18 protein-coding genes, 2 tRNA genes and 1 pseudogene are annotated in these 24029 nt (G+C 56.6%); 15 read left to right on the top strand and 6 right to left on the bottom strand.

All coding sequences use genetic code 11. From position 1 onward, the window contains the following. Positions 1 to 195: 195 nt before the first annotated feature. Entirely contained in the window at positions 196 to 444 is a 249-nt protein-coding gene (locus MTP37_RS12695; protein WP_249237581.1) for a DUF6061 family protein, read from the bottom strand. A 938-nt stretch (positions 445 to 1382) separates the two neighbouring features. Continuing rightward, a pseudogene (locus MTP37_RS12690) lies at positions 1383 to 1622 on the bottom strand (DNA primase family protein); the annotation flags it as partial. Between the two features lie 279 nt (positions 1623 to 1901). Between MTP37_RS12690 and MTP37_RS12685 the strand changes: the two are divergent. Continuing rightward, positions 1902 to 2117, top strand: coding sequence for a hypothetical protein (locus MTP37_RS12685; RefSeq protein ID WP_249237580.1), 216 nt, complete (start codon positions 1902 to 1904; stop codon positions 2115 to 2117). Positions 2118 to 2404: 287 nt separating this feature from the next. Next, positions 2405 to 3922 (top strand): sodium/proline symporter, encoded by a 1518-nt coding sequence (locus MTP37_RS12680; protein WP_249237579.1) that lies wholly within the window; start codon positions 2405 to 2407, stop codon positions 3920 to 3922. A gap of 285 nt (positions 3923 to 4207) precedes the next feature. Here the strand turns inward: MTP37_RS12680 and pckA are convergent, their stop codons facing one another. Further along, entirely contained in the window at positions 4208 to 5812 is a 1605-nt protein-coding gene (pckA, locus tag MTP37_RS12675; protein ID WP_097774186.1) for a phosphoenolpyruvate carboxykinase (ATP), read from the bottom strand. Positions 5813 to 6335: 523 nt separating this feature from the next. Between pckA and MTP37_RS12670 the strand changes: the two genes are divergently transcribed. From MTP37_RS12670 to thrS, 12 genes are all read left to right on the top strand, one after another. Further along, positions 6336 to 6968 carry a hypothetical protein gene (locus MTP37_RS12670; RefSeq protein ID WP_249237578.1) on the top strand — a complete coding sequence of 211 codons (633 nt, stop codon included), beginning with the start codon at positions 6336 to 6338 and terminating at the stop codon, positions 6966 to 6968. Positions 6969 to 7055: 87 nt separating this feature from the next. Continuing rightward, positions 7056 to 7130 (top strand) — tRNA-Glu (locus tag MTP37_RS12665). 41 nt (positions 7131 to 7171) lie between these two features. Further along, a tRNA-Asn gene (locus MTP37_RS12660) sits at positions 7172 to 7248 on the top strand. Positions 7249 to 7514: 266 nt separating this feature from the next. Continuing rightward, positions 7515 to 8576: a tryptophan--tRNA ligase gene (gene trpS / locus MTP37_RS12655; RefSeq protein WP_249237577.1), complete on the top strand. Its 1062-nt coding sequence runs from the start codon at positions 7515 to 7517 to the stop codon at positions 8574 to 8576. Positions 8577 to 8731: 155 nt separating this feature from the next. After that, complete coding sequence (locus MTP37_RS12650) at positions 8732 to 9493, top strand: SDR family NAD(P)-dependent oxidoreductase (RefSeq protein WP_249237576.1); 762 nt, start codon at positions 8732 to 8734, stop codon at positions 9491 to 9493. Between the two features lie 471 nt (positions 9494 to 9964). After that, positions 9965 to 10774 (top strand): gluconate 5-dehydrogenase, encoded by an 810-nt coding sequence (locus tag MTP37_RS12645; RefSeq protein WP_097777087.1) that lies wholly within the window; start codon positions 9965 to 9967, stop codon positions 10772 to 10774. Positions 10775 to 11088: 314 nt separating this feature from the next. Continuing rightward, entirely contained in the window at positions 11089 to 11433 is a 345-nt protein-coding gene (locus MTP37_RS12640; protein WP_339395980.1) for a cupin domain-containing protein, read from the top strand. Positions 11434 to 11478: 45 nt separating this feature from the next. Continuing rightward, complete coding sequence (locus MTP37_RS12635; protein ID WP_097781014.1) at positions 11479 to 12114, top strand: RpiB/LacA/LacB family sugar-phosphate isomerase; 636 nt, start codon at positions 11479 to 11481, stop codon at positions 12112 to 12114. Between the two features lie 12 nt (positions 12115 to 12126). Further along, entirely contained in the window at positions 12127 to 12534 is a 408-nt protein-coding gene (locus MTP37_RS12630; RefSeq protein WP_249237575.1) for a DUF1622 domain-containing protein, read from the top strand. Positions 12535 to 12853: 319 nt separating this feature from the next. Then, positions 12854 to 14599 carry an ammonium transporter gene (locus MTP37_RS12625; protein WP_249237574.1) on the top strand — a complete coding sequence of 582 codons (1746 nt, stop codon included), beginning with the start codon at positions 12854 to 12856 and terminating at the stop codon, positions 14597 to 14599. A 406-nt stretch (positions 14600 to 15005) separates the two neighbouring features. Next, on the top strand, positions 15006 to 16274 hold the full coding sequence (locus tag MTP37_RS12620) for a chloride channel protein (protein ID WP_249237573.1): 1269 nt from the start codon (positions 15006 to 15008) through the stop codon (positions 16272 to 16274). A gap of 365 nt (positions 16275 to 16639) precedes the next feature. Then, on the top strand, positions 16640 to 18424 hold the full coding sequence (thrS, locus tag MTP37_RS12615) for a threonine--tRNA ligase (RefSeq protein ID WP_154260922.1): 1785 nt from the start codon (positions 16640 to 16642) through the stop codon (positions 18422 to 18424). Positions 18425 to 18936: 512 nt separating this feature from the next. On the opposite strand, the gene MTP37_RS12610 is transcribed toward thrS, so the two are convergent. Together MTP37_RS12610 and MTP37_RS12605 are read right to left on the bottom strand one after the other, a co-directional pair. After that, entirely contained in the window at positions 18937 to 19458 is a 522-nt protein-coding gene (locus MTP37_RS12610; RefSeq protein WP_249237572.1) for a hypothetical protein, read from the bottom strand. Continuing rightward, positions 19451 to 20002: a hypothetical protein gene (locus MTP37_RS12605; protein ID WP_249237571.1), complete on the bottom strand. Its 552-nt coding sequence runs from the start codon at positions 20000 to 20002 to the stop codon at positions 19451 to 19453. The genes MTP37_RS12610 and MTP37_RS12605 overlap by 8 nt, the downstream gene beginning before the upstream one ends. 115 nt (positions 20003 to 20117) lie before the next feature. Here MTP37_RS12605 and MTP37_RS12600 point away from each other — a divergent pair, with 115 nt between their 5' ends. Continuing rightward, positions 20118 to 21038, top strand: coding sequence for a nucleotidyltransferase family protein (locus MTP37_RS12600; RefSeq protein WP_249237570.1), 921 nt, complete (start codon positions 20118 to 20120; stop codon positions 21036 to 21038). 110 nt (positions 21039 to 21148) lie between these two features. Here the strand turns inward: MTP37_RS12600 and MTP37_RS12595 are convergent, their stop codons facing one another. Beyond that, entirely contained in the window at positions 21149 to 23842 is a 2694-nt protein-coding gene (locus MTP37_RS12595; protein ID WP_249237569.1) for a GGDEF domain-containing protein, read from the bottom strand. Between the last annotated feature and the right edge of the window lie 187 nt (positions 23843 to 24029).

The raw sequence follows: 24029 nt of genomic DNA, 5'->3' as shown, positions 1-24029 counted from the left end.
TCCGTGTAAATGTCTTTTTTATATTGTATCCAATTTTACAATAAAAAGCAAGACTTCCTTTATGACAAACAAAAATACCCGGCAGATTCTTTATGAAAAATCTGCCGGATATAGACCGGATGCCCTTGGGGCGTTCCATTCTGAAAAATTGCAGGGCAAATGCAAGCTGTGTTAACTGTTATGTAACCTTGTCAATCAATCTTCCATTCTTCCATGGTCGCAACCAAGCGAGAGATAATGCTCAATCTCCCCACCCAGCACAAGCTGTGCATACTCCAAAGGCTTATGGTACAGCAGCCAGTCCAGTTCTGCCCGCTGTGCCGGGGTGTTGCCGTATTCGTCCTCCACGGCGATGCAGTCGATGGCAAGGGTAGTGCCACCCTCGAACCGGGCTTCTACCCGGTTAGTGTCCATGTTGTAGCGGCAGGAAAGCAGTTTGTTCATGGGAAAACTCCTTTTATATAAGGTGGTGTCAGTTCGATTGTCCATATCCCTGCCAAGAATCAAATTGTTGATGTACATTTGATGTGTGGTATAAATTGGTGATATAGAGTGTGCCTTTCGCCGGATGAAACAGACCTGTTTTCACCCCATTGCATAAAAATCCGATACCTGTTTTAAGGTGCTGATTTTGGCTCTGCACATTTTTGCACACTTTTTGCACACCGGAACGGCTGGATAACGGATGCAAGAGGGGATAACAGGTGCAAAGAATGCAGCAGATGCAAAATGCAAATTTACGGTGAAACGATAAAAATAGCGATTTTACGCAATTCTGGAAATTGACGATTGTTGCACGTTGGTTTCTCTTAATCAGTGGGCCCAGGGTTCGAGTCCCTGGAGGTGCACCAGATATTGAACGTCAAATCGTAAGATTTGGCGTTCTTTTTTGTTATGTAACCCCGAAAAATCGGGATCTGCACGGTCAATGCACGGTTTTTGCACGGTTGGCTTTTTCATAGGAATCCTCTGCATAGGCTGGAATTGCTTTGAAATGCGTGGTAAATTTTGCATCAAGTCAACAGAGCCAGACGGAGCTGAGCCTTTACTTCGGGGTCTGCATTCTTCAGCAGTTCCAGCAGAGCAGTCATAGAGATGGTCGGTTCGCCTGCGGCGGGTACAGCCTGCGGGCTGGGGCTTTCCTGTTTAGCATAGAACCCTTCCTCGAACTTCCTGCCCAGTTCTACACGAGAGGACTGCTGGATATGGGCGTAGGTGTTCACCAGCATATCTGCCGTAGCGTGTCCTGTGGTGCCTTGAACGGCCTTCACATCGCCGCCGGAGATCATCAGCTGATAGGTGGCACTGGAATGCTGCAGACCGTGAAATACGATACGCGGAAATTCCGGGTGTGCATCCTGCCATTTCAGGAACTTCTTACGGCAGTACCCGATGAACTCCTGCACCGTGGGGATGTCTTCCGGGTAGAGCAGGTTGGACAGGAACCGCAGCCAATGGGAGGGCTGTGGAGCTTTCGGGTCGTATTTGACCGGGAGCCGGTTGCGGACGATCTCCAGCTTACCCTCCTGAAAAGTGCCGTCCAGATACAGGGTGCCGTTTGCCAGTGCGATACGGTCGGTGACGGGCGGAAAGTCTTCCACCTGTGCCGCCAGTTTCAGCACATGCCCGTAAGCTGCTGGAATCCATTGTCGTCTTTGATACGGAGGAATCGGCATGACACTGTGCGGCTCTGAAATCGCTCCCGGTGAAAAACGGCAGGTGAAACTGCCTGTTCCCGGCGGTGCACCGCTGGAAGCGTGGCTGCTGTGCGGGGCAGGAAGTATTAAAGGATGCACTGCTGGGCAGGTGGAAAAGCTCCGATGGGACGCAGAGCTGCGAGGTCCGTGCAAGATTTGCGGGGCGGATTTTGTATGAGACCACTGCACTGGGAGTCCGTAGAAATGACCCGCTCGTTGCATATGGAACAGCATGAGTTTCCAGATGTCGATTTGGTTTCGGAATGTGGCGCTTGCTGCATTGGTGGAAACGATCTCACTGCTCAGAATCTTGCCGTTTTCTGTATCCTGGATCTTGAACTGTGCGGAGTGACCAAAGTTCTGAAATACCTGACCGTTTTTGTACGGAACTGCGATTTTCATGGCGGAATCTCCTTTTGATTTTTAGCGTTTATCAGAATAGTTGCAAATTTGGATGGCCGCACCATGCTCCATCCGCTGAACGCCGTGTTCTGGGGCATGAAGCCACAGAACAACCGACAGAGTAAGCCCAAGCCGGCAGTGTTTCTGATGGATTTTGCATCAGAAATGCTGCTTTTTCTGTTCAAAAACCGGAAAAACAGCAGTTTGTGCCCTTGAATTGCCCGAAAAGCTTGCAGGAATGCAGGTTTTTGTGGTAATATTTAAGATGTGTTCCCGTTGAGGGGAAGAAAGAGAGGGGTAATCAAATGATCAATATCTGCATCATTGCCACCATTGTGATTTATCTGGTGGGAATGCTGTTGGTTGGCTTTGTCTACAGCAAGTCCAACGAGGACAGCAGCGATTTCTACCTCGGCGGCCGTACGATGGGCCCGCTGGTCACGGCTATGAGCGCCGAAGCCAGCGATATGTCCAGCTGGCTGCTGATGGGTATGCCGGGCCTTGCATATCTCACCGGCATCGCGTCGCCGGGCTGGACGGCCATCGGCCTTGCTGTGGGCACATGGCTCAACTGGCTCATCGTGGCCCGCCGCCTGCGCCGCTACTCGGCCAATTTGGATGCCATCACGGTGCCGCAGTTCCTTTCCCTGCGGTTCCATGACCAGCGCAACCTGCTCAACGCGCTGGGCGCGGTCATCATCATCGTATTCTTCATCCCGTACACCGCTTCCGGCTTTGCCGCCTGCGGCAAGCTGTTCAACAGCCTGTTTGGCGTGGATTACATGGCGGCCATGGTCCTGTCCGCTGTGGTCATCGTGGGCTACACCATCATGGGCGGCTTCCGCGCTGTGTCTACCACCGACCTGATCCAGTCCGTTGTCATGAGCATGGCGCTGATTGCGGTGCTGGTGTATGGCGTCAATGTGGCAGGCGGCTGGGACGTGGTTCTGGACAACGCCCGCAGCCTGCCCGGCTACCTGACCATGGCTGCAAGCCACAATGCGGCAGACAACACCGCCACCTCCTACAGTCTGCTGGACATCGCGTCCACGCTGGCATGGGGTCTGGGCTACTTCGGCATGCCCCACATCCTGCTGCGCTTCATGGCCATTGAGGACGAAAAGAAGCTGGTGCTCAGCCGCCGCATTGCAAGCGTGTGGGTGGTCATTGCCATGACCGCTTCCATCGTCATCGGCATGGTGGGTCTGGGCATGACCAAGGCGGGCGCACTGGAGTTCCTGAGCGGTTCTTCCAGCGAGACCCTGATCGTGCGGGTGGCCAGCCTGATCGCCCAGCACGGCGTGCTGGCAGCCATTCTGGCAGGTCTGATCCTTGCCGGCATCCTTGCCGCTACCATGTCCACCGCCGACAGCCAGATGCTGGCAGCGGCCTCCAGCGTATCCCAGAACATCCTGCAGGAGTTCGGCCACATGAAGCTGACCGAGAAGCAGAGCCTGTTCGCTGCCCGCCTGACCATCATCTGCATCAGCGTGGTGGGCGTGGTGCTGGCCCGCGACCCCAACTCCAGCGTGTTCGGCATCGTCAGCTTTGCATGGGCCGGCTTTGGCGGCTCCTTTGGCGCAGTGGTGCTGTGCTCCCTGTTCTGGAAGCGCTGCAACTGGCAGGGTGCTCTGGCCGGTATGCTCTCCGGCGGCCTGATGGTCTTTGTATGGAAGTACATCATCAGCCCGCTGGGCGGCGTGTTTGGCATCTACGAGCTGCTGCCTGCCTTCCTGATGTCTCTGGTGGTCTGCGTTGTGGTGAGCCTTGTTACCCCGGCACCCTCGGCAGAGATCGAGGCAGAGTTCGATGCTGCCAAGTAAAAACGATTGGGAATGCCCTCCGCTGTGCTCTGGGCATAGCAGCGGAAAAATGATTGATCCTTATGCAAAAGAGCAAAGCCGGCGGGCTTTGCTCTTTTGCTTTTTCACGGATGAGGTCGCAGAGGAAAACTGCATTCTGCTCACATCCTTTTCCACGGGATAACACAGAAATGTGGAAAACACAACCGACGGAACGTTTACCTTCCGGTTTACAAAACAAAAAGGACGTGCTCCCTTGCGGGAACACGTCCTTTTTTATCGCTTCAGTATCAGGCAGAGATCAGCTTACAGCTGGGGGCCGGCAGAGACCAGAGCCTTGCCGTGCTCGTTGCCCTCGTACTTCTTGAAGTTCTTGATGAAGCGGCTTGCCAGATCCTTGGCCTTCTCTTCCCACTGGGAAGCGTCAGCATAGGTGTCGCGAGGATCCAGAATGCCGGTGTCCACGCCGTTCAGCACGGTGGGAACCTCGAAGTCGAAGTAGGGGATCTTCTTGGTGGGCACATTGTTGATGTCGCCGTTCAGGATGGCGTCGATGATGCCGCGGGTATCCTTGATGGAGATGCGCTTGCCGGTGCCGTTCCAGCCGGTGTTGACCAGATAAGCCTTGGCGCCGCTCTTCTGCATCTTCTTGACCAGCTCCTCAGCATACTTGGTGGGGTGCAGCTCCAGGAAGGCCTGGCCGAAGCATGCAGAGAAGGTGGGGGTGGGCTCGGTGATGCCGCGCTCGGTGCCTGCCAGCTTTGCAGTGAAGCCGGACAGGAAGTAGTACTGGGTCTGCTCAGGGCTCAGGATGGAGACCGGGGGCAGAACGCCGAATGCGTCAGCAGACAGGAAGATGACATTCTTTGCAGCGGGTGCAGAAGAAATGGGGCGGACGATGTTCTTGATGTGGTTGATGGGGTAGGACACACGGGTGTTCTCGGTAACGCTCTTATCAGCGAAATCGATGTGGCCCTCAGCATCCAGAGTGACGTTCTCCAGCAGAGCGTTGCGCTTGATGGCGTTGTAGATATCGGGCTCGGAGTCCTTATCCAGGTTGATGACCTTTGCGTAGCAGCCGCCCTCGAAGTTGAACACGCCGTTGTCGTCCCAGCCGTGCTCGTCATCGCCGATCAGCAGACGCTTGGGATCGGTGGACAGGGTGGTCTTGCCGGTGCCGGACAGACCGAAGAAGATAGCGGTGTTCTCGCCGTTCAGGTCGGTGTTGGCAGAGCAGTGCATGGAAGCCATGCCCTTCAGCGGCAGGAAGTAGTTCATCATGGAGAACATGCCCTTCTTCATCTCGCCGCCGTACCAGGTGTTCACGATGACCTGCTCCTTGCTGGTGATGTTGAACACAACAGCAGTCTCAGAGTTCAGGCCCAGCTCCTTGTAGTTCTCAACCTTGGCCTTGGATGCGTTGTAGACAACGAAATCGGGCTCAAAGTTCTCCAGCTCCTCAGCGGTGGGCTTGATGAACATGTTGGTGACGAAGTGTGCCTGCCATGCAACTTCCATGACAAAGCGGATGGCCATGCGGGTATCCTTGTTGGCACCGCAGAATGCATCCACCACGTACAGGCGCTTGTTGGACAGCTCCTTCTGAGCAATAGCCTTTACAGCAGCCCATGCTTCCTGAGAAGCGGGGTGGTTGTCGTTCTTGTACTCGTCAGAAGTCCACCACACGGTGTCCTTGGAGTTCTCGTCCATAACGATGAACTTGTCCTTGGGAGAACGGCCGGTGTAGATGCCGGTCATAACGTTCACAGCACCCAGCTCGCTGACCTGGCCCTTTTCGTAGCCTTCCAGACCGGGCTTGGTCTCTTCCTCGAACAGCTGCTCGTAGGAGGGGTTGTACACGATCTCAGTCGTGCCGGTAATGCCATACTTGGTAAGATCCAACTTTGCCATATTCGCTATACCTCTACTTTCGTTTGATCCATACGTCCTGTATAGGGCACAGCGTTTCCCGGCGGGCCGGGCGCTGCGCAGAAGGCTTGCAGTTTGTAAATGCAAATTCTCCTGTATATCATTATACATAAAAGCCTTGCAAAATCAATAAATAAACCGTACTATTTGCAGAAAAGAAACAAATTTCATTAAGAAATTTATCTGCCTGAAACAATTTCAGGAAACAAAAGCAGGGGGCGAGACCTGAAAAAATAAGGTGGAACGGCGGGAAAACAATTTTTTGATAAAATTTTGACGAGCCGGGATGCATGGCGGGATGCATAAAAAACCGCGCACAAAAACGGCCCTTCCCGCAAAACGGCGCGGCGGGGAAGAGCGGAACAGGATCCACAGCCCGATTTGTGCAAAATTTACGAGATTTTGACGATTTTCATGGCAAAGAAGCTTTGCCTGTGGTATACTGTATCTGATAAAAGGACAGCCCCGCGCTTTCTGTGTGCTACATATAAAAAGGAAAAAGATCATGAAGACCATCTACATCCTGCTCACCCGGTCGGGTACCCTGCTTTCAAACCTTGTTTACGCTGCTACCGGTGCGAATTATACCCACGCTTCGCTGGCTTTTGACGAAGACCTGAGCTGCCTGTACAGCTCTACCCGCAAAAACGGCTATACCATGTTCCCAGCGGGGCCCAGCAGGGAATACCTGAACCGGGGTGTGTTCCGTCTGCGGGAGAATGTGCCCTGCGCGCTGTATGCGCTGGATGTGAGCGATGAAGCCTATGTCCGTGCCCGCCGCCGTGCCGAGCACATGATGGCCCACGGCAGCCTTTACCGGTTCAACGTCATCGGCCTTGCGCTCTGCGGGATGCATATCCGCTGGAAGCGCCGCCGGCACTATTTCTGCTCCCAGTTCGTCAGCGAGGTACTGGAAAAGAGCGGTGCCATGGAGCTGCCCAAGCACAGCACCCTGATGCACCCCAACGACTACACCCGGCTGGAAGAGCTGCGGTGCGTATACAGGGGCACACTGGCCGGTCTGCCGCAGCGCCAGCAGATGGAATTTGACCAGAACGATACGGTGATCGGCGTATATCTGGGGCTGGCGCTGGGCCTGTTCCACACCGGCGCGGCCCGGGTGCGGGCGATTTTTTAAAAAAATGAAATTTTGTGTTGACAAAGCGGCTGCGCTATGCTAAAATAATCGAGTCGGGAGCGAACGCCCGATGCAAAATGGACGTATGGCCCGTTGGTCAAGCGGTTAAGACAGAGGCCTCTCACGCCTTTAACATCGGTTCGATTCCGGTACGGGTCACCATTTTATAGTAGTAAAACGGTCATGTGCCGTTTTATATAGATGCCTCTTTAGCTCAGTCGGTTAGAGCACCTGACTGTTAATCAGGGTGTCGCCTGTTCGAGTCAGGCAAGAGGCGCCAGCAAAGCGATGGAAGTTTTCCATCGCTTTTTTCTTTTTCCGCTGCTTTTGTTGACAGAAAATGCAGGGCGGGATATACTTAAAATAATAAGCGAAACAAGAGAAAACTCCTTCCGTCATTGCCTGCGGCAATGCCACCTTTCTCTATGAGGGAGGCTTTGGCAAAACCGGAAACTTTGCCGCACCGCCAAAGGCCCCATCTCCGAGGGGGCTGGCACGGCGTAAGCCGTGACTGGGGGAGTTTGCCCTTTAAAAAAGGAGAACATCATGAAAAAAATCATTCTGACCGGCGACCGTCCCACCGGCCGCCTGCATGTGGGCCACTATGTCGGTTCCCTGAAGGAGCGGGTGCGCCTGCAGAACTCCGGCGAGTACGATGAGATCTATGTTATGATCGCCGATGCACAGGCCCTGACCGATAACGCCGACAACCCGGAAAAGGTGCGCCAGAACATCCTGCAGGTGGCGCTGGATTATCTGGCCTGCGGCATCGACCCCGCCAAGACCCATATTTTCATCCAGTCCATGGTGCCGGAATTGACTGAGCTGAGCTTCTACTATATGAACCTCGTCACCGTGAGCCGCCTGCAGCGCAACCCCACCGTCAAGAGCGAGATCCATATGCGCAACTTTGAGACCAGCATCCCGGTGGGCTTCTTCTGCTACCCCATCAGTCAGGCTGCGGACATCACCGCTTTCCACGCCACCACCGTGCCTGCCGGTGAGGACCAGAAGCCCATGATCGAGCAGTGCTGCGAGATCGTGCGCAAATTCAACGCCGTTTACGGCGATACCCTGACCGAGCCGGAGATCGTGCTGCCCCAGAACGCCGCCTGCCTGCGCCTGCCCGGCATCGACGGCAAGGCCAAGATGAGCAAGAGCCTCGGCAACTGCATCTACCTGTCCGAGGAACCGGAGGACATCAAAAAGAAGGTCATGTCCATGTACACCGACCCCAACCACCTGCGGGTGCAGGACCCCGGCAAGGTGGAGGGCAACCCGGTGTTCATCTATCTGGACGCCTTCTGCCGCCCGGAGCACTTTGCAGAGTTCTGGCCGGAATACCAGAACCTCGACGAGGTGAAGGCGCACTACCAGCGCGGCGGTCTGGGCGACGTGAAGGTGAAAAAGTTCCTGAACAGCGTCATGCAGGCCGAGCTGGAGCCCATCCGCACCCGCCGCAAAGAGTGGGAGCAGCGCCTGCCCGAGGTGGTGGAGATCCTGAAAGAGGGCAGCGCCTACGCGGAAAAGACTGCCGCCGCCACGCTGGCCGAGGTGCGCAAGTCCATGCGGATCGATTACTTCGAGAACGACAACCTGCTGAAATAAAATCTATGAGAGCGTCCGAAACACCGCAGCCGTTTCGGACACTCTTTTCTTTTACATTTTCAAACCGAGAAGGCCTGCTGTACAAAAGCTTCCCCTTCGGGGGAGCAGGCAATGCCGAAAGGCATTGATTGAGAGGGTTCAGAAGGAGAAAAGATATGTCAAAGACTGTATGGATCACCGGCGCAAGCTCCGGCATCGGGCAGGAGTTTGCACGCCGCTATGCAAAGCTGGGCTGCCGGCTCATCCTGACCGCCCGCCGCACCGACCGGCTGGAAGCACTGGCCGCAAAACTGGGCACGCCCTGCCGCATCCTGCCCGCAGACCTTGCCCGGGAAGAGGACTGCCAGCGTCTTTTCAAGGAGCTGGAGGGGGAGACCATTGATATCTTTATCAACAACGCGGGCTTTGGCGTGTGCGGCAGCTATCTGGAGACCGACGACGCCCGGGAAGAGGAAATGATCCGGGTGAATGTGGAAGCCATGGCGCGGCTGTTCCGCTTTGCGGTGCGCAGGATGCACGCGGCAGGCGGCGGCACCATCCTGAACGTGGCGTCCTCGGCGGGGCTGCTGCCCGGCGGGCCCTATATGGCGGGCTACTATGCCAGCAAGGCCTATGTGGTCAGCCTGACCCGGGGTGTTGCCCGGGAGCTGCAGGAGCTGCACAGCCCGGTCTATGTGTGTGCGCTCTGCCCGGGGCCGGTGGATACCGAGTTCAACGACCGGGCAGGGGTGGTGTTTGCCCTCCGGGGCATCACGCCGGAGTTCTGCGTACAGGAAGCCATGCACGGCATGATGCACCGCAGGACCATCATCGTGCCCTCGGCCTTTATGCGGGCGTGCACCACGGCGCAGAAGCTGCTGCCCGCCTCCCTGCTGATGCCCATTGTGGCACGGCAGCAGAAAAAGAAGCTGGGGTAATATATTCAGCGGAAAAATTATTTTTATATTTGCAAATCTGGAAAATCTGCGGATTTTCCAGATTTGCTTCTTCACGGAGAAGGTCGTAACGATAAACGGCATCTGCCTGCGCTGGCTCCCTGTGGGAGCGTTCGCGCAGCAGAAAAGGTGCAACCTTGTCTGGATGACTTAAGATGGCTCTTGTCAACAAGCCCAAATTTTTCCGCCGAAATTGTGCGCACCGCTAATGACTGAAACCGTGTATACAAGATAAAACCGGGATTTTGCGGCTTTGCACGACTTTTCACGAAAAATTTTCCCGGAAAAATAAAAATACAGCAAAAATGCGGAAGAAAATGCCTTGACAGAGCCCAAAAAGAATGCTACCCTGTATACAAGAAGGATGCTAAAACCGAGGTTCGGCTTTGGGCATCCTGCAAGGCAAGAACGGGGCTTCCCCGCAAAGGAACAATTTGATTGGAGGACTCTATTATGGCACAGTGCACTCCCAAATCTTTTGATCTGACCGGCAAGGTCGCGCTGATCACCGGCGCATCTTATGGCATCGGCATGGCGATTGCAAAGGCAATGGCAGCCAACGGTGCAACCATCGTGTTCAACGACATCAAGCAGGAGCTGGTGGATAAGGGCATCGCTGCTTACGAAGAAGCAGGCATCAAGGCTCACGGCTATGTCTGCGACGTTACCGATGAGGACGCCGTCAACGCCATGGTGGCAAAGATCACCGAGGAAGTGGGCCACATCAACATTCTGGTCAACAACGCCGGCATCATCAAGCGCATCCCCATGACCGAAATGAGCGCTGCTCAGTTCCGTCAGGTCATCGATGTTGACCTGAACGCTCCCTTCATCGTGGCAAAGGCCATCATCCCCGACATGATCGCACAGGGCGGCGGCAAGATCATCAACATCTGCTCCATGATGAGCGAGCTGGGCCGTGAGACCGTCTCCGCCTACGCTGCTGCCAAGGGCGGCCTGAAGATGCTCACCAAGAACATCGCTTCTGAGTACGGCGCCTACAACATCCAGTGCAACGGCATCGGACCCGGCTACATCGCTACCCCGCAGACCGCACCCCTGCGCGAGATCCAGCCCGACGGCAGCCGTCATCCCTTCGACCAGTTTATCGTTGCCAAGACCCCCGCAGGCCGCTGGGGCGAGGCAGAGGATCTGGGCGGACCCGCTGTCTTCCTGGCTTCCGAGGCTTCTGACTTTGTCAATGGCCTGATCCTGTACGTCGATGGCGGCATTCTGGCCTACATCGGCAAGCAGCCCCAGTAATTCAGAAGGATAGCATCCTCGCCCTCTCAGTTTCGCATTCGCTCAACAGCTCTCCCAAAGGGAGAGCCTCTGGCGAAACCGGTAACTTTACGTAGACTGCCAAGGCCTCTCACTATGATAGACGTCCCCCGGCCGGGGGAAGATGTCGCGTGAGCGACAGAAAGGGGAACAAGGTGGCAGCGCGTGAGCGCTGACGGAGAGGGCGAGCACGCTGTAAATAAAACTATCTGCTATGTTTTTCTTCGAGGTTTTCCAATACGGAGGAAATATTGCGGATAGTTTTTTGCTTTTTCACAGGGAAGGAATATAATAGAATGGAGAAAAACCATCAGGACATGCCATGGGTGCCCCACGCCGACATTGCCCCGGAACCCTGCGGCCCCGGGGTGCAGCGCCGCATCCTGGCCTACGGCAGGGACGCCATGTGTGTGGAAAACACCTTTGAGACCGGCGGCGTGGGTGCCATGCACTGCCACCCCCACACCCAGATCACCTATGTGGTGTCGGGCCGCTTCCGCTTTACCATCGGGGACGAGACCCGGGAGGTGGGCCCCGGCGACACCCTGCTCAAGCAGGACGGCGTGATGCACGGCTGCGTCTGTCTGGAAGCCGGCATCCTGCTGGACTTCTTTACCCCCATGCGGGAGGACTTTGTATAACACCTGCACCTGCAGGAGAAGATCATAAAAGGAGAAGAAACTACTATGAAGATCGCACTCATCAACGAGAACAGTCAGGCAGCCAAGAATGGCATCATTGAAGCCGCCCTGAAAAAGGTGGTGGAGCCCATGGGCCACGAGGTGGTCAACTACGGCATGTACGCCGCCGATGACGCTGCACAGCTGACCTATGTGCAGTGCGGCATTCTGGCCGCCATCCTGCTGAACAGCGGCGCTGCCGACTACGTTATCACCGGCTGCGGCACCGGCGAGGGTGCCATGCTGGCCCTGAACAGCTTCCCCGGTGTTATCTGCGGCCATGTGGAGGACCCCGTGGACGCCTACACCTTTGCCCACGTCAACGACGGCAACGCCGTTGCTATGCCGTTTGCCAAGGGCTTCGGCTGGGGCGGTGAGCTGAACCTCGAGTACTGCTTCGAGAAGCTGTTCGGCTTCGGCCACGGTCAGGGCTACCCCAAGGAGCGCGTGGAGCCTGAGCAGCGCAACAAGAAGATCCTGGACGGCGTGCGTGCCGCCACCTTCAAGCCGCTGATCGAGTGCCTGAAGAGCATCGATCAGGACCTGCTGAAGGGCGCTGTCGCCGGTGCAAAGTTCAGCGAGCTGTTCTTCGCCTCCTGCAAGGATGAGGAGCTGGCAGCATACGTGAAGACCCTGCTGTAAGGGGATGCCGCTATGGGATGGCTTTATCATCTGAACACCGTTGTCACGGAAGTTCTGGAAGGATTTCTGGTGACGGCAGTGCCCATGATCGCGGGTCTGGCCGAAGTGATCGGACTGTTCATCATCATTACCAGTCTGGCCAAGGCGACCTACCACTATATCCGGACGATATTCTTCAACGATCATCATGATTTCCACCACGAGATGAGCAGCGGCCTGACCACGGCGCTGGAGTTCCTGATGTCGGCGGAGATCGCCAAGACCTTCCTTTTGCAGAATCTGGAGTCGGTGGTGCCGCTGGCTGCCACCTTTGCGCTGCGCGCCATGATGAGCCTGATGCTGCACTGGGAAATGCAGGGCGGACACCGCTCCGGTCACAAAAAAGCAGAAAACGACACAGAAGCGGAAAAGAATGACTAGTGTATCGGAAAACAAAGTTTTGCCAAACTTTTGCCGCATTCCCTTTCTTCGTGTTGTGAAAAACGTAAAACCTTGACATGAGCCCTTGACACTTTTGCACAAAGGGACTATACTCTTGCCATCGAAAGCAAAGGCGCTGACGGAATTGATTCCGCCAGCGCCTTTTGTGTTTTCGGGGATATTGCCGCTCGGGGGAAGATAGAGGGTCTCCTGAGTGCAAATGAAGCGTTCCTACGTGCGATCGGCACGGGGAACACCGCACACGCCAAAAGGTTCTGGTGGCCTTGCGGCATCACATTCGTGGGAGGTATGAAAAGTTATGTTCAGCTCCATCAACACCTGTTGGACGCTCGTGGGAGCGTTCCTCGTCTACTTTATGCAGGCGGGCTTCGCCTTGTGTGAAGCCGGTTTCACCCGTGCCAAGAACACCGGTAATATTCTGATGAAGAATATGATGGACTTCTGCATCGGCACCCCGTGCTACTGGATCATCGGCTTTGGCCTGATGTTCGGCGGCACCGGCGCACTGATCGGCGGCTTCGATCCGTTCATTCAGGGCGATTACAGCCATCTGGGTCTGGATATCCCGCTGTGGGTCTACATCGTGTTCCAGACCGTGTTCTGCGCAACGGCTGCCACCATCGTCTCCGGCTCCATGGCCGAGCGCACCAACTTCAAGGCTTACTGCGTTTACTCTGCTGCGATCTCGCTGGTGGTCTACCCCATCTGCGGCCACTGGATGTGGGGCGGCGGCTGGCTGCAGAGCATGGGCTTCCATGACTTTGCAGGCTCCGCAGCAGTCCACAACGTGGGCGGTGTCATCGCTCTGCTGGGCGCATGGATGCTGGGTCCCCGCATCGGCAAGTACGACAAGGACGGCAAGCCTCACGCCATTCCCGGCCACAACCTGACCGCCGGTGCTCTGGGCGTGTTCATCCTGTGGTTCTGCTGGTTCGGCTTCAACGGCGGCTCCTCTCTGAGCCTTGCCACCGACGAGGCCATGACCATGACCGGTCTGGTCTGCTTCAACACCAACCTTGCCGCAGCCGTTGCCACCTGTGTGACCATGATCTTCACCTGGCTGCGTTACGGCAAGCCCGATGTCTCCATGACCCTGAACGGTTCTCTGGCCGGTCTGGTGGCGATCACCGCAGGCTGCGATACCGTTTCTCCCTTCGGCGCATTCTTCATCGGCTTTGTGGCCGGCTTGCTCGTTGTTCTGAGCGTTGAGTTCTTCGATAACATCGCCAAGGTGGATGACCCTGTTGGTGCAGTTTCCGTCCACTTTGCAAACGGCGTATGGGGCACCATTGCGGTGGGCCTGTTCTCCACCGGTGCCAACACCGAGCACGCCGGTCTGTTCTACGGCGGCGGTCTAGCACAGCTGGGCACCCAGCTGCTGGGTCTCGTGACCGTTGACATCTATGTGGTGGTGGTGATGTTCGTTGTCTTCAAGCTCATCGATAAGTTCATCGGCCTGCGCGTTCCCGCAGAGGTGGAGATCGACGGTCTGGACATCCACGAGCATGGTCTGGCATCTGCCTACGCCGGTTTCTCCATCTCCGATGCAAACTCTGCTGTCATGGTGCCCAACGAGAACACCGACCTCGGCGAGGACGATGTGACCAAGGCAACCGACAAGCAGATCAGCGCTGCCGTTCCTGTGGTGCGGGAAGCTTCTCCCGTGATCCACGATGGCGTGTACGACACCGGTATGCACAAGGTGTCCATCATTGCAAAGCTTTCCAAGTTCGACCAGCTCAAGACCGCCCTCAACGATCTGGGCGTCACCGGCATGACGGTCACGCAGGTGATGGGCTGCGGCATCCAGAAGGGCACCAGCGAGAAATACCGCGGCGTCCCCGTGGATACCACCCTGCTGCCCAAGATCAAGGTGGAGGTCATCGTCTCCCGCATCAGCGTGGACGCTGTGGTGGAGGCAGCCAAGAAGGCACTGTACACCGGCCATATCGGCGACGGCAAGATCTTTGTGTACAACGTGACCCGCGTGGTCAAGATCCGCACCGGCGAAGAGGACTTTGCCGCCCTGCAGGATGTGGAGTAAAACTCCCGGATTCTAACAGCTGTCCCGCTGCGGTGCAGGCGCACCGGCACGACACCGGCCCCTGCGCAGCAGCGTGATGATCGCGTTTGCGTCAGCAGCGAAAGCCCCGGTGGGGCTTTCGAGTGACCAAACGGTCTGCGAAAGCAGATGGAGGGGCCTCGCCCCGACAAGCGCCCGTTGTTCTCCTTTTTCCTTTTTCTGATCCAAAATCTTAAACGGCAACCAGATCAAAGGCCCTGCTTCTGCGCACAAAGAAGCGGGGCCTTTGGCATTTGTTTTACCGGGCATGTGAAAGTTGTATAAGATCCTTTGCCGTTCTTTGGTTGACATTGATAGAAAAACATGTTATGTTTTGGCGCGTATAGACAAAATCAGATCGAAATTAAGAGAGGTGTGGGGAAGAAACATGTGGAAAATAAAGGAATGGTTCCTGCATTATAAGGAAGCGATCCGGGTCTCGCTTCTGGCGCTGTTCCGGTGGACGCTTCTGGCTGTGTGCACCGGCGTGCTGTGCGGCGGTATCGGAACGCTGTTCCATCTGGCAGTGGAATGGGTGACCGAGCAGCGCGCAGAGCATGTCTGGCTGCTATGGCTTCTGCCTGCGGCAGGCATCGCCATCACGGCTCTGTATAAGGCGACGGGCTGTGTCGGCAAGGGCACCAACGATGTGCTGCGGGCCGTGCAGGACGGCAGCTCGGTGACGCCGTGGCTGGTCCCGGCCATCTTTCTGGGCACTGTGCTCACCCATCTGTGCGGCGGCTCGGCCGGCCGCGAGGGCGCAGCGCTGCAGATGGGCGGCAGCATCGGCTGGAACATCGGCCGGGTGCTGCACTTCAACAATCATGACTGCCGCACGGCTACCGTGTGCGGTATGGCGGCATTTTTTTCGGCGCTGTTCGGTACGCCGCTGACCGCGACCCTGTTTGCGATGATGGTGGTGGATGTGGGTCTGATGCTGACCGTGGCGTTCGTGCCGGGCTTTCTGGCGGCGCTCATTGCATACAGCATCTCGCTGAAGGCCGGCATTGCGCCCACACGGTTTGTGATGGAAGCACCGCCGCTGGATGCCCGGACGGTGGTGCGCACCGCCGTGCTGGCCATGTGCTGTGCGGTGGTGGCGGTGATTTTCTGCCAGATGCTGCACTTTTTTGAGCATAAAATCCCCAAACTGCTGCCGAACCCGTGGGTGCGGGCTGCTGCAGGCGGTGCGGCTGTGGTGGCGCTGTCCTACCTGATGGGGGTGGGCCGCTATAACGGTGCCGGCATGGATGTCATTATGGATGCCGTTGAGCTGGAGCAGGCTCTGCCGTGGGACTTTGTGTGCAAAATGGTGCTTACGGTGCTGACCCTGAGCGTGGGCTTCAAGGGCGGCGAAGTGGTGCCGAGCTTTTACATCGGCGCAACGTTTGGCTGCGTGGTGGGACCGCTGCTGGGGCTCCCGGCGGGCTTTTCTGCTGCAGTGGGTCTGGTGTGCGTGTTCTGCGGGGCGACCAATACGCTGGTGGCTTCCATTGTGCTGGCGGCTGAGCTGTTCAGCGGTGCCGGGTTTGAGCTGATGGCGCTGGCCTGCGGCCTGAGCTATATGTTCTCCGGCTATCACAGCCTGTATTCCAGTCAGGGATTCCGCACCAGCAAGCTTTTTTCGGAATTTCTGCAGCCGAAGGAAGAAAAATGAAGAAAAAATTTCATGGCTGCGTCTCTTGATTTTTTCAGCGGGACGTGCTACAATCAGCGTAGTTTCATCCTGTAAAAGCGATGATGCGGACAAACTGAGTTCCCGTTTCTCCATGACCCAGAGAGGGCTGCCCCGCAAGGGTGCTGCAAGCAGCCTGCCATGTGCCGGAGCTCTACCACCGCAGAGCGCAGAGGAGAACCTCTGCCGGGTGCGCCCGTTACAGCACAGCGAGTGGCACGCAGAGGCGTGCAATTCGGGTGGAACCGTGGAACGTTTCTGATTTTTTCAGGCGCTTCATCCCGTGAGTAAGTGTGCGGGATGAAGCGCTTTTTTGTTTTACTTTATCTGTCAAAGGAGCAAGCATTATGAAGATCATCTATAAGGACGGCCATGTGGACGAGTGCCCGCAGGACCAGGAGCTGCACGTTATCCGCCACACCGCAGCCCACATCATGGCGCAGGCCATCAAGCGCCTGTATCCGCAGGCTGACTTTGCCTTCGGCCCTGCCACCGAGAACGGCTTCTACTACGACGTTGATCTGGGCGACCAGAAGCTCAGCGACGAGGATCTGGCAAACATCGAAAAAGAGATGCGCAAGATCGTCAAGGAGAACCTGCCCATCAAGCCCTTCATCCTGCCCCGCGCCGAGGCCGTGAAGCTGATGGAAGAGCGCAAGGAGAACTACAAGATCGAGCACATGGCGGATCTGGCCGAGGAGACCGAGTTCAGCTTCTTCCAGCAGGGCGAGTACGTGGATATGTGCATCGGACCCCACCTGACCTACACCAAGGCGCTGAAGGCCTTCAAGATCACCCAGCAGTCCGGCGCATACTGGAAGAACGACAAGGAAAACAAGATGCTCACCCGCATCAATGGCGTGGCCTTCCGCAATCAGGAAGAGCTGGACGCATGGGAGAAGGAGCAGCAGGAGGCCCGTGAGCGCGATCACCGCAAGATCGGCAAGGAAATGGGCCTGTTCATGACCGACGATCTGGTTGGCCGCGGCCTGCCCATGTTCCTGCCCGCAGGCTACACTGTCTGGCAGGAGCTGGAGAACTATATCAAGGAGAAGGAGCGTGCACGCGGCTACCTGCACGTTATGACTCCCTGCATCGGCACTGTGAACCTGTATAAGACCTCCGGTCACTGGGATCACTACCGTGAGAACATGTTCCCCGCCATGGAGATGGAGGGCGAGAGCTATGTTCTGCGCCCGATGAACTGCCCCCACCACATGATGATCTACGCAAATCGTCCCCATTCTTACCGTGACCTGCCCATGCGCATCGGTGAGATCGCCCACGATTTCCGTTACGAGTCCTCCGGCACCCTGAAGGGCATCGAGCGCGGCCGTCACTTCTGCCAGAACGATGCTCACCTGTTCTGCACCCCGGAGCAGATCAAGAGCGAGGTCGCAAACGTGTGCGACCTGATCTTTGAGGTGTACAAGGACTTCAACATTACCGATTACCGCTGCGTGCTGAGCCTGCGTGATCCCGCCGATAAGAAGAAGTACCACGACGATGATGCCATGTGGAACCATGCAGAGCAGGCCCTGCGCGAAGTGCTGACCGAGCTGGGCATCCACTTCACCGAGGAGATCGGCGAGGCTGCCTTCTACGGCCCGAAGCTGGATGTGAACGTCAAGCCCGCCGTGGGTGCCGAGTACACCCTGTCTACCTGCCAGCTGGACTTCTGCCTGCCCGCCAAGTTCCATCTGACCTACGTGGACAAGGACGGCACCGAAAAGACCCCTGTGGTGCTGCACCGCGCCATTCTGGGCTCTCTGGACCGCTTCATGGCCTACCTGATCGAAGAGACCAAGGGCAAGTTCCCCACCTGGCTGGCTCCCACGCAGGTCAAGGTGCTGCCCGTCTCCGAAAAGACGCTGGACTACGCCGAGGGCGTGACCGAAAAGCTGGTGGAAGCCGGTGTCCGTGTTGTGCTGGACGACGACAACCAGAAGATCGGCTACAAGATCCGCGAGGCACAGCAGGTGGACCGTGTGCCTTATATGCTGGTTCTGGGTGCCAAGGAAGCCGAGGCAGGCAACATCTCGGTGCGTGACCGCAAGGGCGAGACCACCACGATGGAACTGGATGCATTCATCGCAAAGGTGACTGCCGAGATCCGCAACCGCAGCCTGTAAGCAGACACTGCAAAACACAAAGCGCCGCTTTCCCGGCAAGGGAGAGCGGCGCTTTTTTGCATGGCAACAACGAATGTAAGAATCTGTATGGATGCCGCAAACTGAAAAAATAAAAAATACCGCTGCCTTGACTTTTTTGCAAGGATGCATATAATAAGGGTAGAGAAAGTTGATAGAGATTGAGAATTGCATCGGTCTCACACAAAAGTGAACCCCCTCGGAGTTGCCGCTCCAAGGGGGTTCTTGTGCTTACTTGCCCTTGCGGTGACTATCAAGCCACGTGCACAGATAGTTTGCCGTTACCTGCGCTGCGACAGCCACGAGAAAGTTGACTAAAATTGAGTTCATCGGTCCTCACCCCCTTCTGATGCCAGAATGGGAAGGGCAGCGTGACCAGTATAGCACAAAAATCGACAGTGTGCAATTTTCGGCAAATAACAACACATAAACGGCGAAGGCCCTGTTCCGATGGGAACGGGGCCTTCGCTTATGTATATACTCCGTAAAGAGAGTTACGCGTTTTCCTTCTGGACGCTCTTGACGGCCAGAGCCTTGGCGGGCTTCATCAGCAGCACGCACACGCCGTTGAAGAGGACCGAACCCACGATGAAGGTGATGAAGAACTGGGGCAGGTGGGTGGCCAGAGCGGTGGTGTCGATGCAGGCCACGGTCAGGTAGGCAAAGCCCACGTTGTTCAGCACCTTGGGTGCGTAGGGGTGCAGGATGATGAGGATGAACAGCACCACGGCCAGCGGGATGAGGAAGCCGAAGAAGCCGCCCAGCACCGGGGTCAGGGCCGTGATGGAAAGCAGGGCGATCACAGTGAGGATCAGGCCCACGAGACCACCCAGCTCAACGGTGACGAAGCGATCTTTTACATCGCCCTCCAGCGTGAACATCATGATATTGCTCAGGAAGATCAGCCAGCTGTACTCCATGCCGGTCACATGGATGATGGCGTTGGCGATCAGGATCCACACCAGTAGCATCAGGCGGAAATACAGCAGAAAGCGCTTGGTAACGGCTTCATTCATAATAAAATACCTCTTTCTTGGTTGGATTGGAAAGCAGTGCTTTCTTTTTGAGACGCATTTTGACAGGCAAAACCTGCGGTGAATGATACCAATATACAATATTTACATCGTAAAAACAATACTTTGCAAGTATAAATTGCATATTTTGGAAATTTTGGCTTGCGGAACGAAGAGACCATTGAAAAATGGCTCCGCTTCGCTCTGCCATTATCAGCGGAATGAATTTTGTATTTTTGAGTTTGTCGCGGCCTGCGGGCCGCGACAAACTCATTTTCACACAGAGGCTCAAACGGATAGCCGCGATTGGTGGAACCCTCTCAGGCAAAACCTGACGGTTTTGCCAGATTCCCCCTTTTGTCGCTGCGCGACATCTGTTCCTCTCTTTGTCACCTGCAGTGACATTTCTCCCCGGCGCGGGGAGAATCTGTCCCGGCCGGGGGAAGTCTTTCCTCTCAGGGGGAGCTGGCATCGAACAAAGCGAGATGACTGAGAGGGCAGTCACCCGAGAGCTGGCACGGCGCTTTTGATCCGGGTCAAGCTGCAAAAATTGATTTCCCTGAAGCGGAGCTATTTCAAATTGTTTTTCTGTCCAAAATGGAGTATAATGGAGCCATGAATATTCTGCCGCGGCTGCGGCTCAGATACGGGAGGAACTTTATATGAAGAAACCGGTACTGGTGGTCATGGCGGCTGGCATGGGCAGCCGTTACGGCGGCATGAAGCAGATCGACCCGGTGGGCCCCAATGGTCAGGTCATCGTGGACTATTCCCTTTACGATGCCCGCCGCGCAGGCTTTGAGACGGTGATCTTTGTCATCAAGCATGAGATCGAGGACGCCTTCAAAGCGGCCATCGGCGAGCGGGTGTCCAAGGCGATGCAGGTGAAATACGCCTTCCAGCAGCTGGACGAGCTGCCCGCAGGCTTTGCCGTGCCGGAGGGCCGCGTCAAGCCCTGGGGCACCTGCCACGCCGTTCTGGCTGCAAAGGACCTCATCGACGGCCCGTTTGCGGTCATCAATGCCGATGATTATTACGGCCCGGAGGCCTTCCGGGTGATGTATGATTACCTGTCCACCCACGAGGACGGCAGCTATTACGACTACTGCATGGTAAGCTATCTGCTCCGGAACACCGTCTCCGAGAACGGCAGCGTGGCCCGCGGCGTGTGCGTGACCGACCCTGACGGCACCCTGCACAGCGTGACCGAGCGCACCCGCATTGAAACGTACGAGAACGGCGTGCACTTTACCGAGGACGGCGGCGAGAGCTGGACCGACCTGCCCGGCGATACCCCGGTGAGCATGAACCTGTGGGGCTTCGGCAAAAGCTTTCTGGATGAGGCCGAGCAGCGCTTTGCAGGCTGGCTGACCGAGAATCTGCCCAAAAACCCGCTCAAGTGCGAGTATTTCCTGCCGCTGGTCGTCACAGAGCTCATCGAAGAGGGCAAAGCGAAGATCCAGGTGCTGCGCAGCACCGATAAATGGTACGGCGTCACCTATCGCGAGGACAAGCCGCTGGTGGTGGAAGCCATCGCCCGCAAAACGGCAGAGGGCCAGTACCCGGAAAATCTGTGGGTCTGACCATTTAAAATGCCCTCCGCTTTGCTCTGGGCACCCGGCACAACTTTTCTGTAAAAACAAAAATCGGAAACGACCGCGGTCGTTTCCGATTTTTTTTAACGTTTAATCATTTATTTTGACTGGGGGGGGGTAAGGGATGCCCCTTCATCCGAGAAGATCCAGAGCGTTTCATCGATATGAGAGCCGCTCCTGGAGTAGGGTGTCACCTTGACGCGGAAGGTGGTGTTGTCGATCTTTTTATAGGTGTGCTCCACGATATCGCCGGTCAGGACCTTGCTGCGGATATAGTTGTAGTCCAGCAGGTCTGCCAGACTCTCGCGGTAGGCGGGCTGCACCTGCGTATCACGGTACTGCTGCAGAACGGCGAGGAAAGAGCCGCCGGAGGTGCCCAGAATTTTCTGGAAATAGTCCGGGACGATCACACCGCGCATACGGTCGGTCTTCAGGTCCACAACGAACACGCTCTTGAACTTGGGGGCAAGGACCCGCAGGAAGTGCTCGGCATCCCGCTTTTCGGTCAGGGTCTGCTCCAGCTTCTCGTTCAGGCCGCGCAGCTGGCGCTCCTGACCGTTGCGGGCGTAATAGGCCTGCTTGTCCTGCCGCATGGCAGCTTCAGCCTGATTTATGGCGTCGTCCAGCCGGTGCAGGTCATTGGTGTTCTGGATGCCCACCGAGATCTCATACTCCTTCTCGCGCAGGAAAGCACGCATTCTGTCCACAGACACCCACACACTGTAGGGGGGCTGGTTCGGGGTGAGGATCACAAATTCGTCACCGCCGATGCGGTAGATGCGGCTGGAAGCAAAGAACTTGCGGGCCGCATTGGCAATGAAGCAGAGCATGGAGTCGCCGCTGCGGTGGCCCAGATGGTTGTTGATCTCGTGCAGGCCCACCACGTCGATGTAGGTGCACACCATGGAGTCGTATTCGCTGGACTGCAGCGTCCGCAGATCGGTCTCAAAGAGGCTGCGGTTCAGCAGGCCGGTCAGGGTGTCGTGGCTGTAGGAGAAGTCCAGCTCCTCGCTGAGCTGGTCGGCCTGTGCATCCTCACGCACCACCACGGTGGCCCAGGGGTTCTGGGCGCAGCAGTTGCGGCAGGGCAGGAACTCCATGGTGATCCACACGAACTGGCCGGACACGTTTTTGCGGAAGCGGTAGGCCTCCGGCTGCTGGGTGCTGAAAACAGCGGAGCGCAGGGCCTCCAGATCGGTCTGGTCGGTGAACATCTCCGCGTCGTCCGGGTGGATCACCTTGTTCGTCACCATGCGCTCACAGTAGGCGGCAAAGTCCTCCTCGGCGTCCGAACCCGCACCGGGCAGGCGCGGATCCCGCTTGATGACCCGGTATTCGCCGGTGGAAAGATTTAGCAGGGAAAGCTCCAGCACATTATCCGCAAAGATCTGGTAGGCCTGCAGTGCCAGTGCGGTCTGCTCACTGTCGGAGACGGGGACCCGGCGGTCACGGCGCAGCAGGTCGCGGCGCATATCCCAGTAATCCTCGCTGTTGGGCTGGGCCAGCAGGGCCTCGGCGTTCTCCACCGGCATGGGCTTGTAGAAATAATAGCCCTGCGTATACAGGCAGTCGGCGGCCTGCAGCATGGAGACCTGCTCCGGCGTTTCCACGCCCTCGGCGATGATGGGCAGGTTCAGGCGGTGGGCCATATCCACCACCGATTCCACGATCTGCACGCCCTTGCTGCGGTTCTGCTGGTTCATGTCGATGAGCTTCATGTCCAGCTTGATGGCGTCCACATTGGTGTCCTTGAGCATGTTCAGCGAAGAATAGCCGCTGCCGAAGTCGTCCATCATCACAGAGAAGCCCTTGCGGTGCAGGCCCTGAATGGCGTTTTCCACCAGAGAAGCATTTTCGGCCAGCATGGTCTCGGTAATCTCGGCCAGCAGGAGCTTGGGCTCCAGCTGATACTTTTCCACAAGGTCGGAGAAGATCTGCGGCACATCCAGATTGACGATATCCACCACGGAAACGTTCACGGATACCGGCACAAGATTGCTGTCGCTCTCCTGCCACTTGCGCAGGGTCTTGCAGACAGATTCCCAGATGTACTGGTCCAGCTGGGTCACAAGGCCGGTGCTTTCCAGCAGGGGCATGAACTCAGACGGGGGCACGCAGCCGCGGGTGGGGTGGTTCCAGCGCACCAGTGCTTCCATGCCCACGATGGCGCGGGTCATGCTGTTGCACTTGGGCTGCAGAAAGAAACAGAACTCGTGATTTTTCAGGCCGTGTTCCAGCTCGCTCAGCAGCTGGCGCTGCTCCTTGATCCGGCTGAGCATGGTCGGCGTAAAGCGGTGCACACCGCCCACGGCCGGGCAGGGGTCTACCGACGCGATCTGCGCATAGCTGCACAGGGTCTGTGCGTCTGCGTCCGGATGTTCGGCCACAGGGCACACACCAAAAGACAGGAAGGAGGTGACGTCCTGCCTGTGGTTGTTCACGCAGGTCTGCAGCTGGCTGATGATGGCCAGCTGCTGCTCCTTGTCGTCCGGCAGGCAGAGCACAAAATCGTCACTGCCAAAGTAGCCCACCGGAGAACCGGTCACCTTGCTGTGCTCCAGCAGAAGGGCGGCAAGGGACAGCATCAGGTTGCGCGCCTGCGGAGCACCGTACAGCTCGGTATACAGTTTAAAATGCTCGAGATCGATGGCGGCAACACACCAGTTCTCGCCTTTGTGCTGCGCCAGAAACTCCTGCAGCTGCTGCAGGAAGTCGTCTTTGCGAGCGATCTGTGCAAGCGCATCGGGCTGCGGTGCGCTGACATTTTTATTCAACTTTAGTTCTTCGGACATTGTAAACCCCTCGCTGTTAGACGTTTTCGACAAAATGTGTCATTCTGCAGAACAGTATAACACGATTTTAAACCTTTGGAAATAGATATTTAAAACTTTATAACAAAAGAGAACGGAACGCCGGTCTGGTCCGGAAGACAGGGCATAAAAAGACCGCTGCACGGGATGCAGCGGTCTTTTGGGCGGC

It is taken from the genome of Faecalibacterium sp. HTF-F, from assembly GCF_023347535.1.
GTDB lineage: Bacteria > Bacillota > Clostridia > Oscillospirales > Ruminococcaceae > Faecalibacterium > Faecalibacterium wellingii.
Note: the sequence above shows the minus strand (reverse complement) of the source record. Positions and strands in the feature narration are given on the sequence as shown.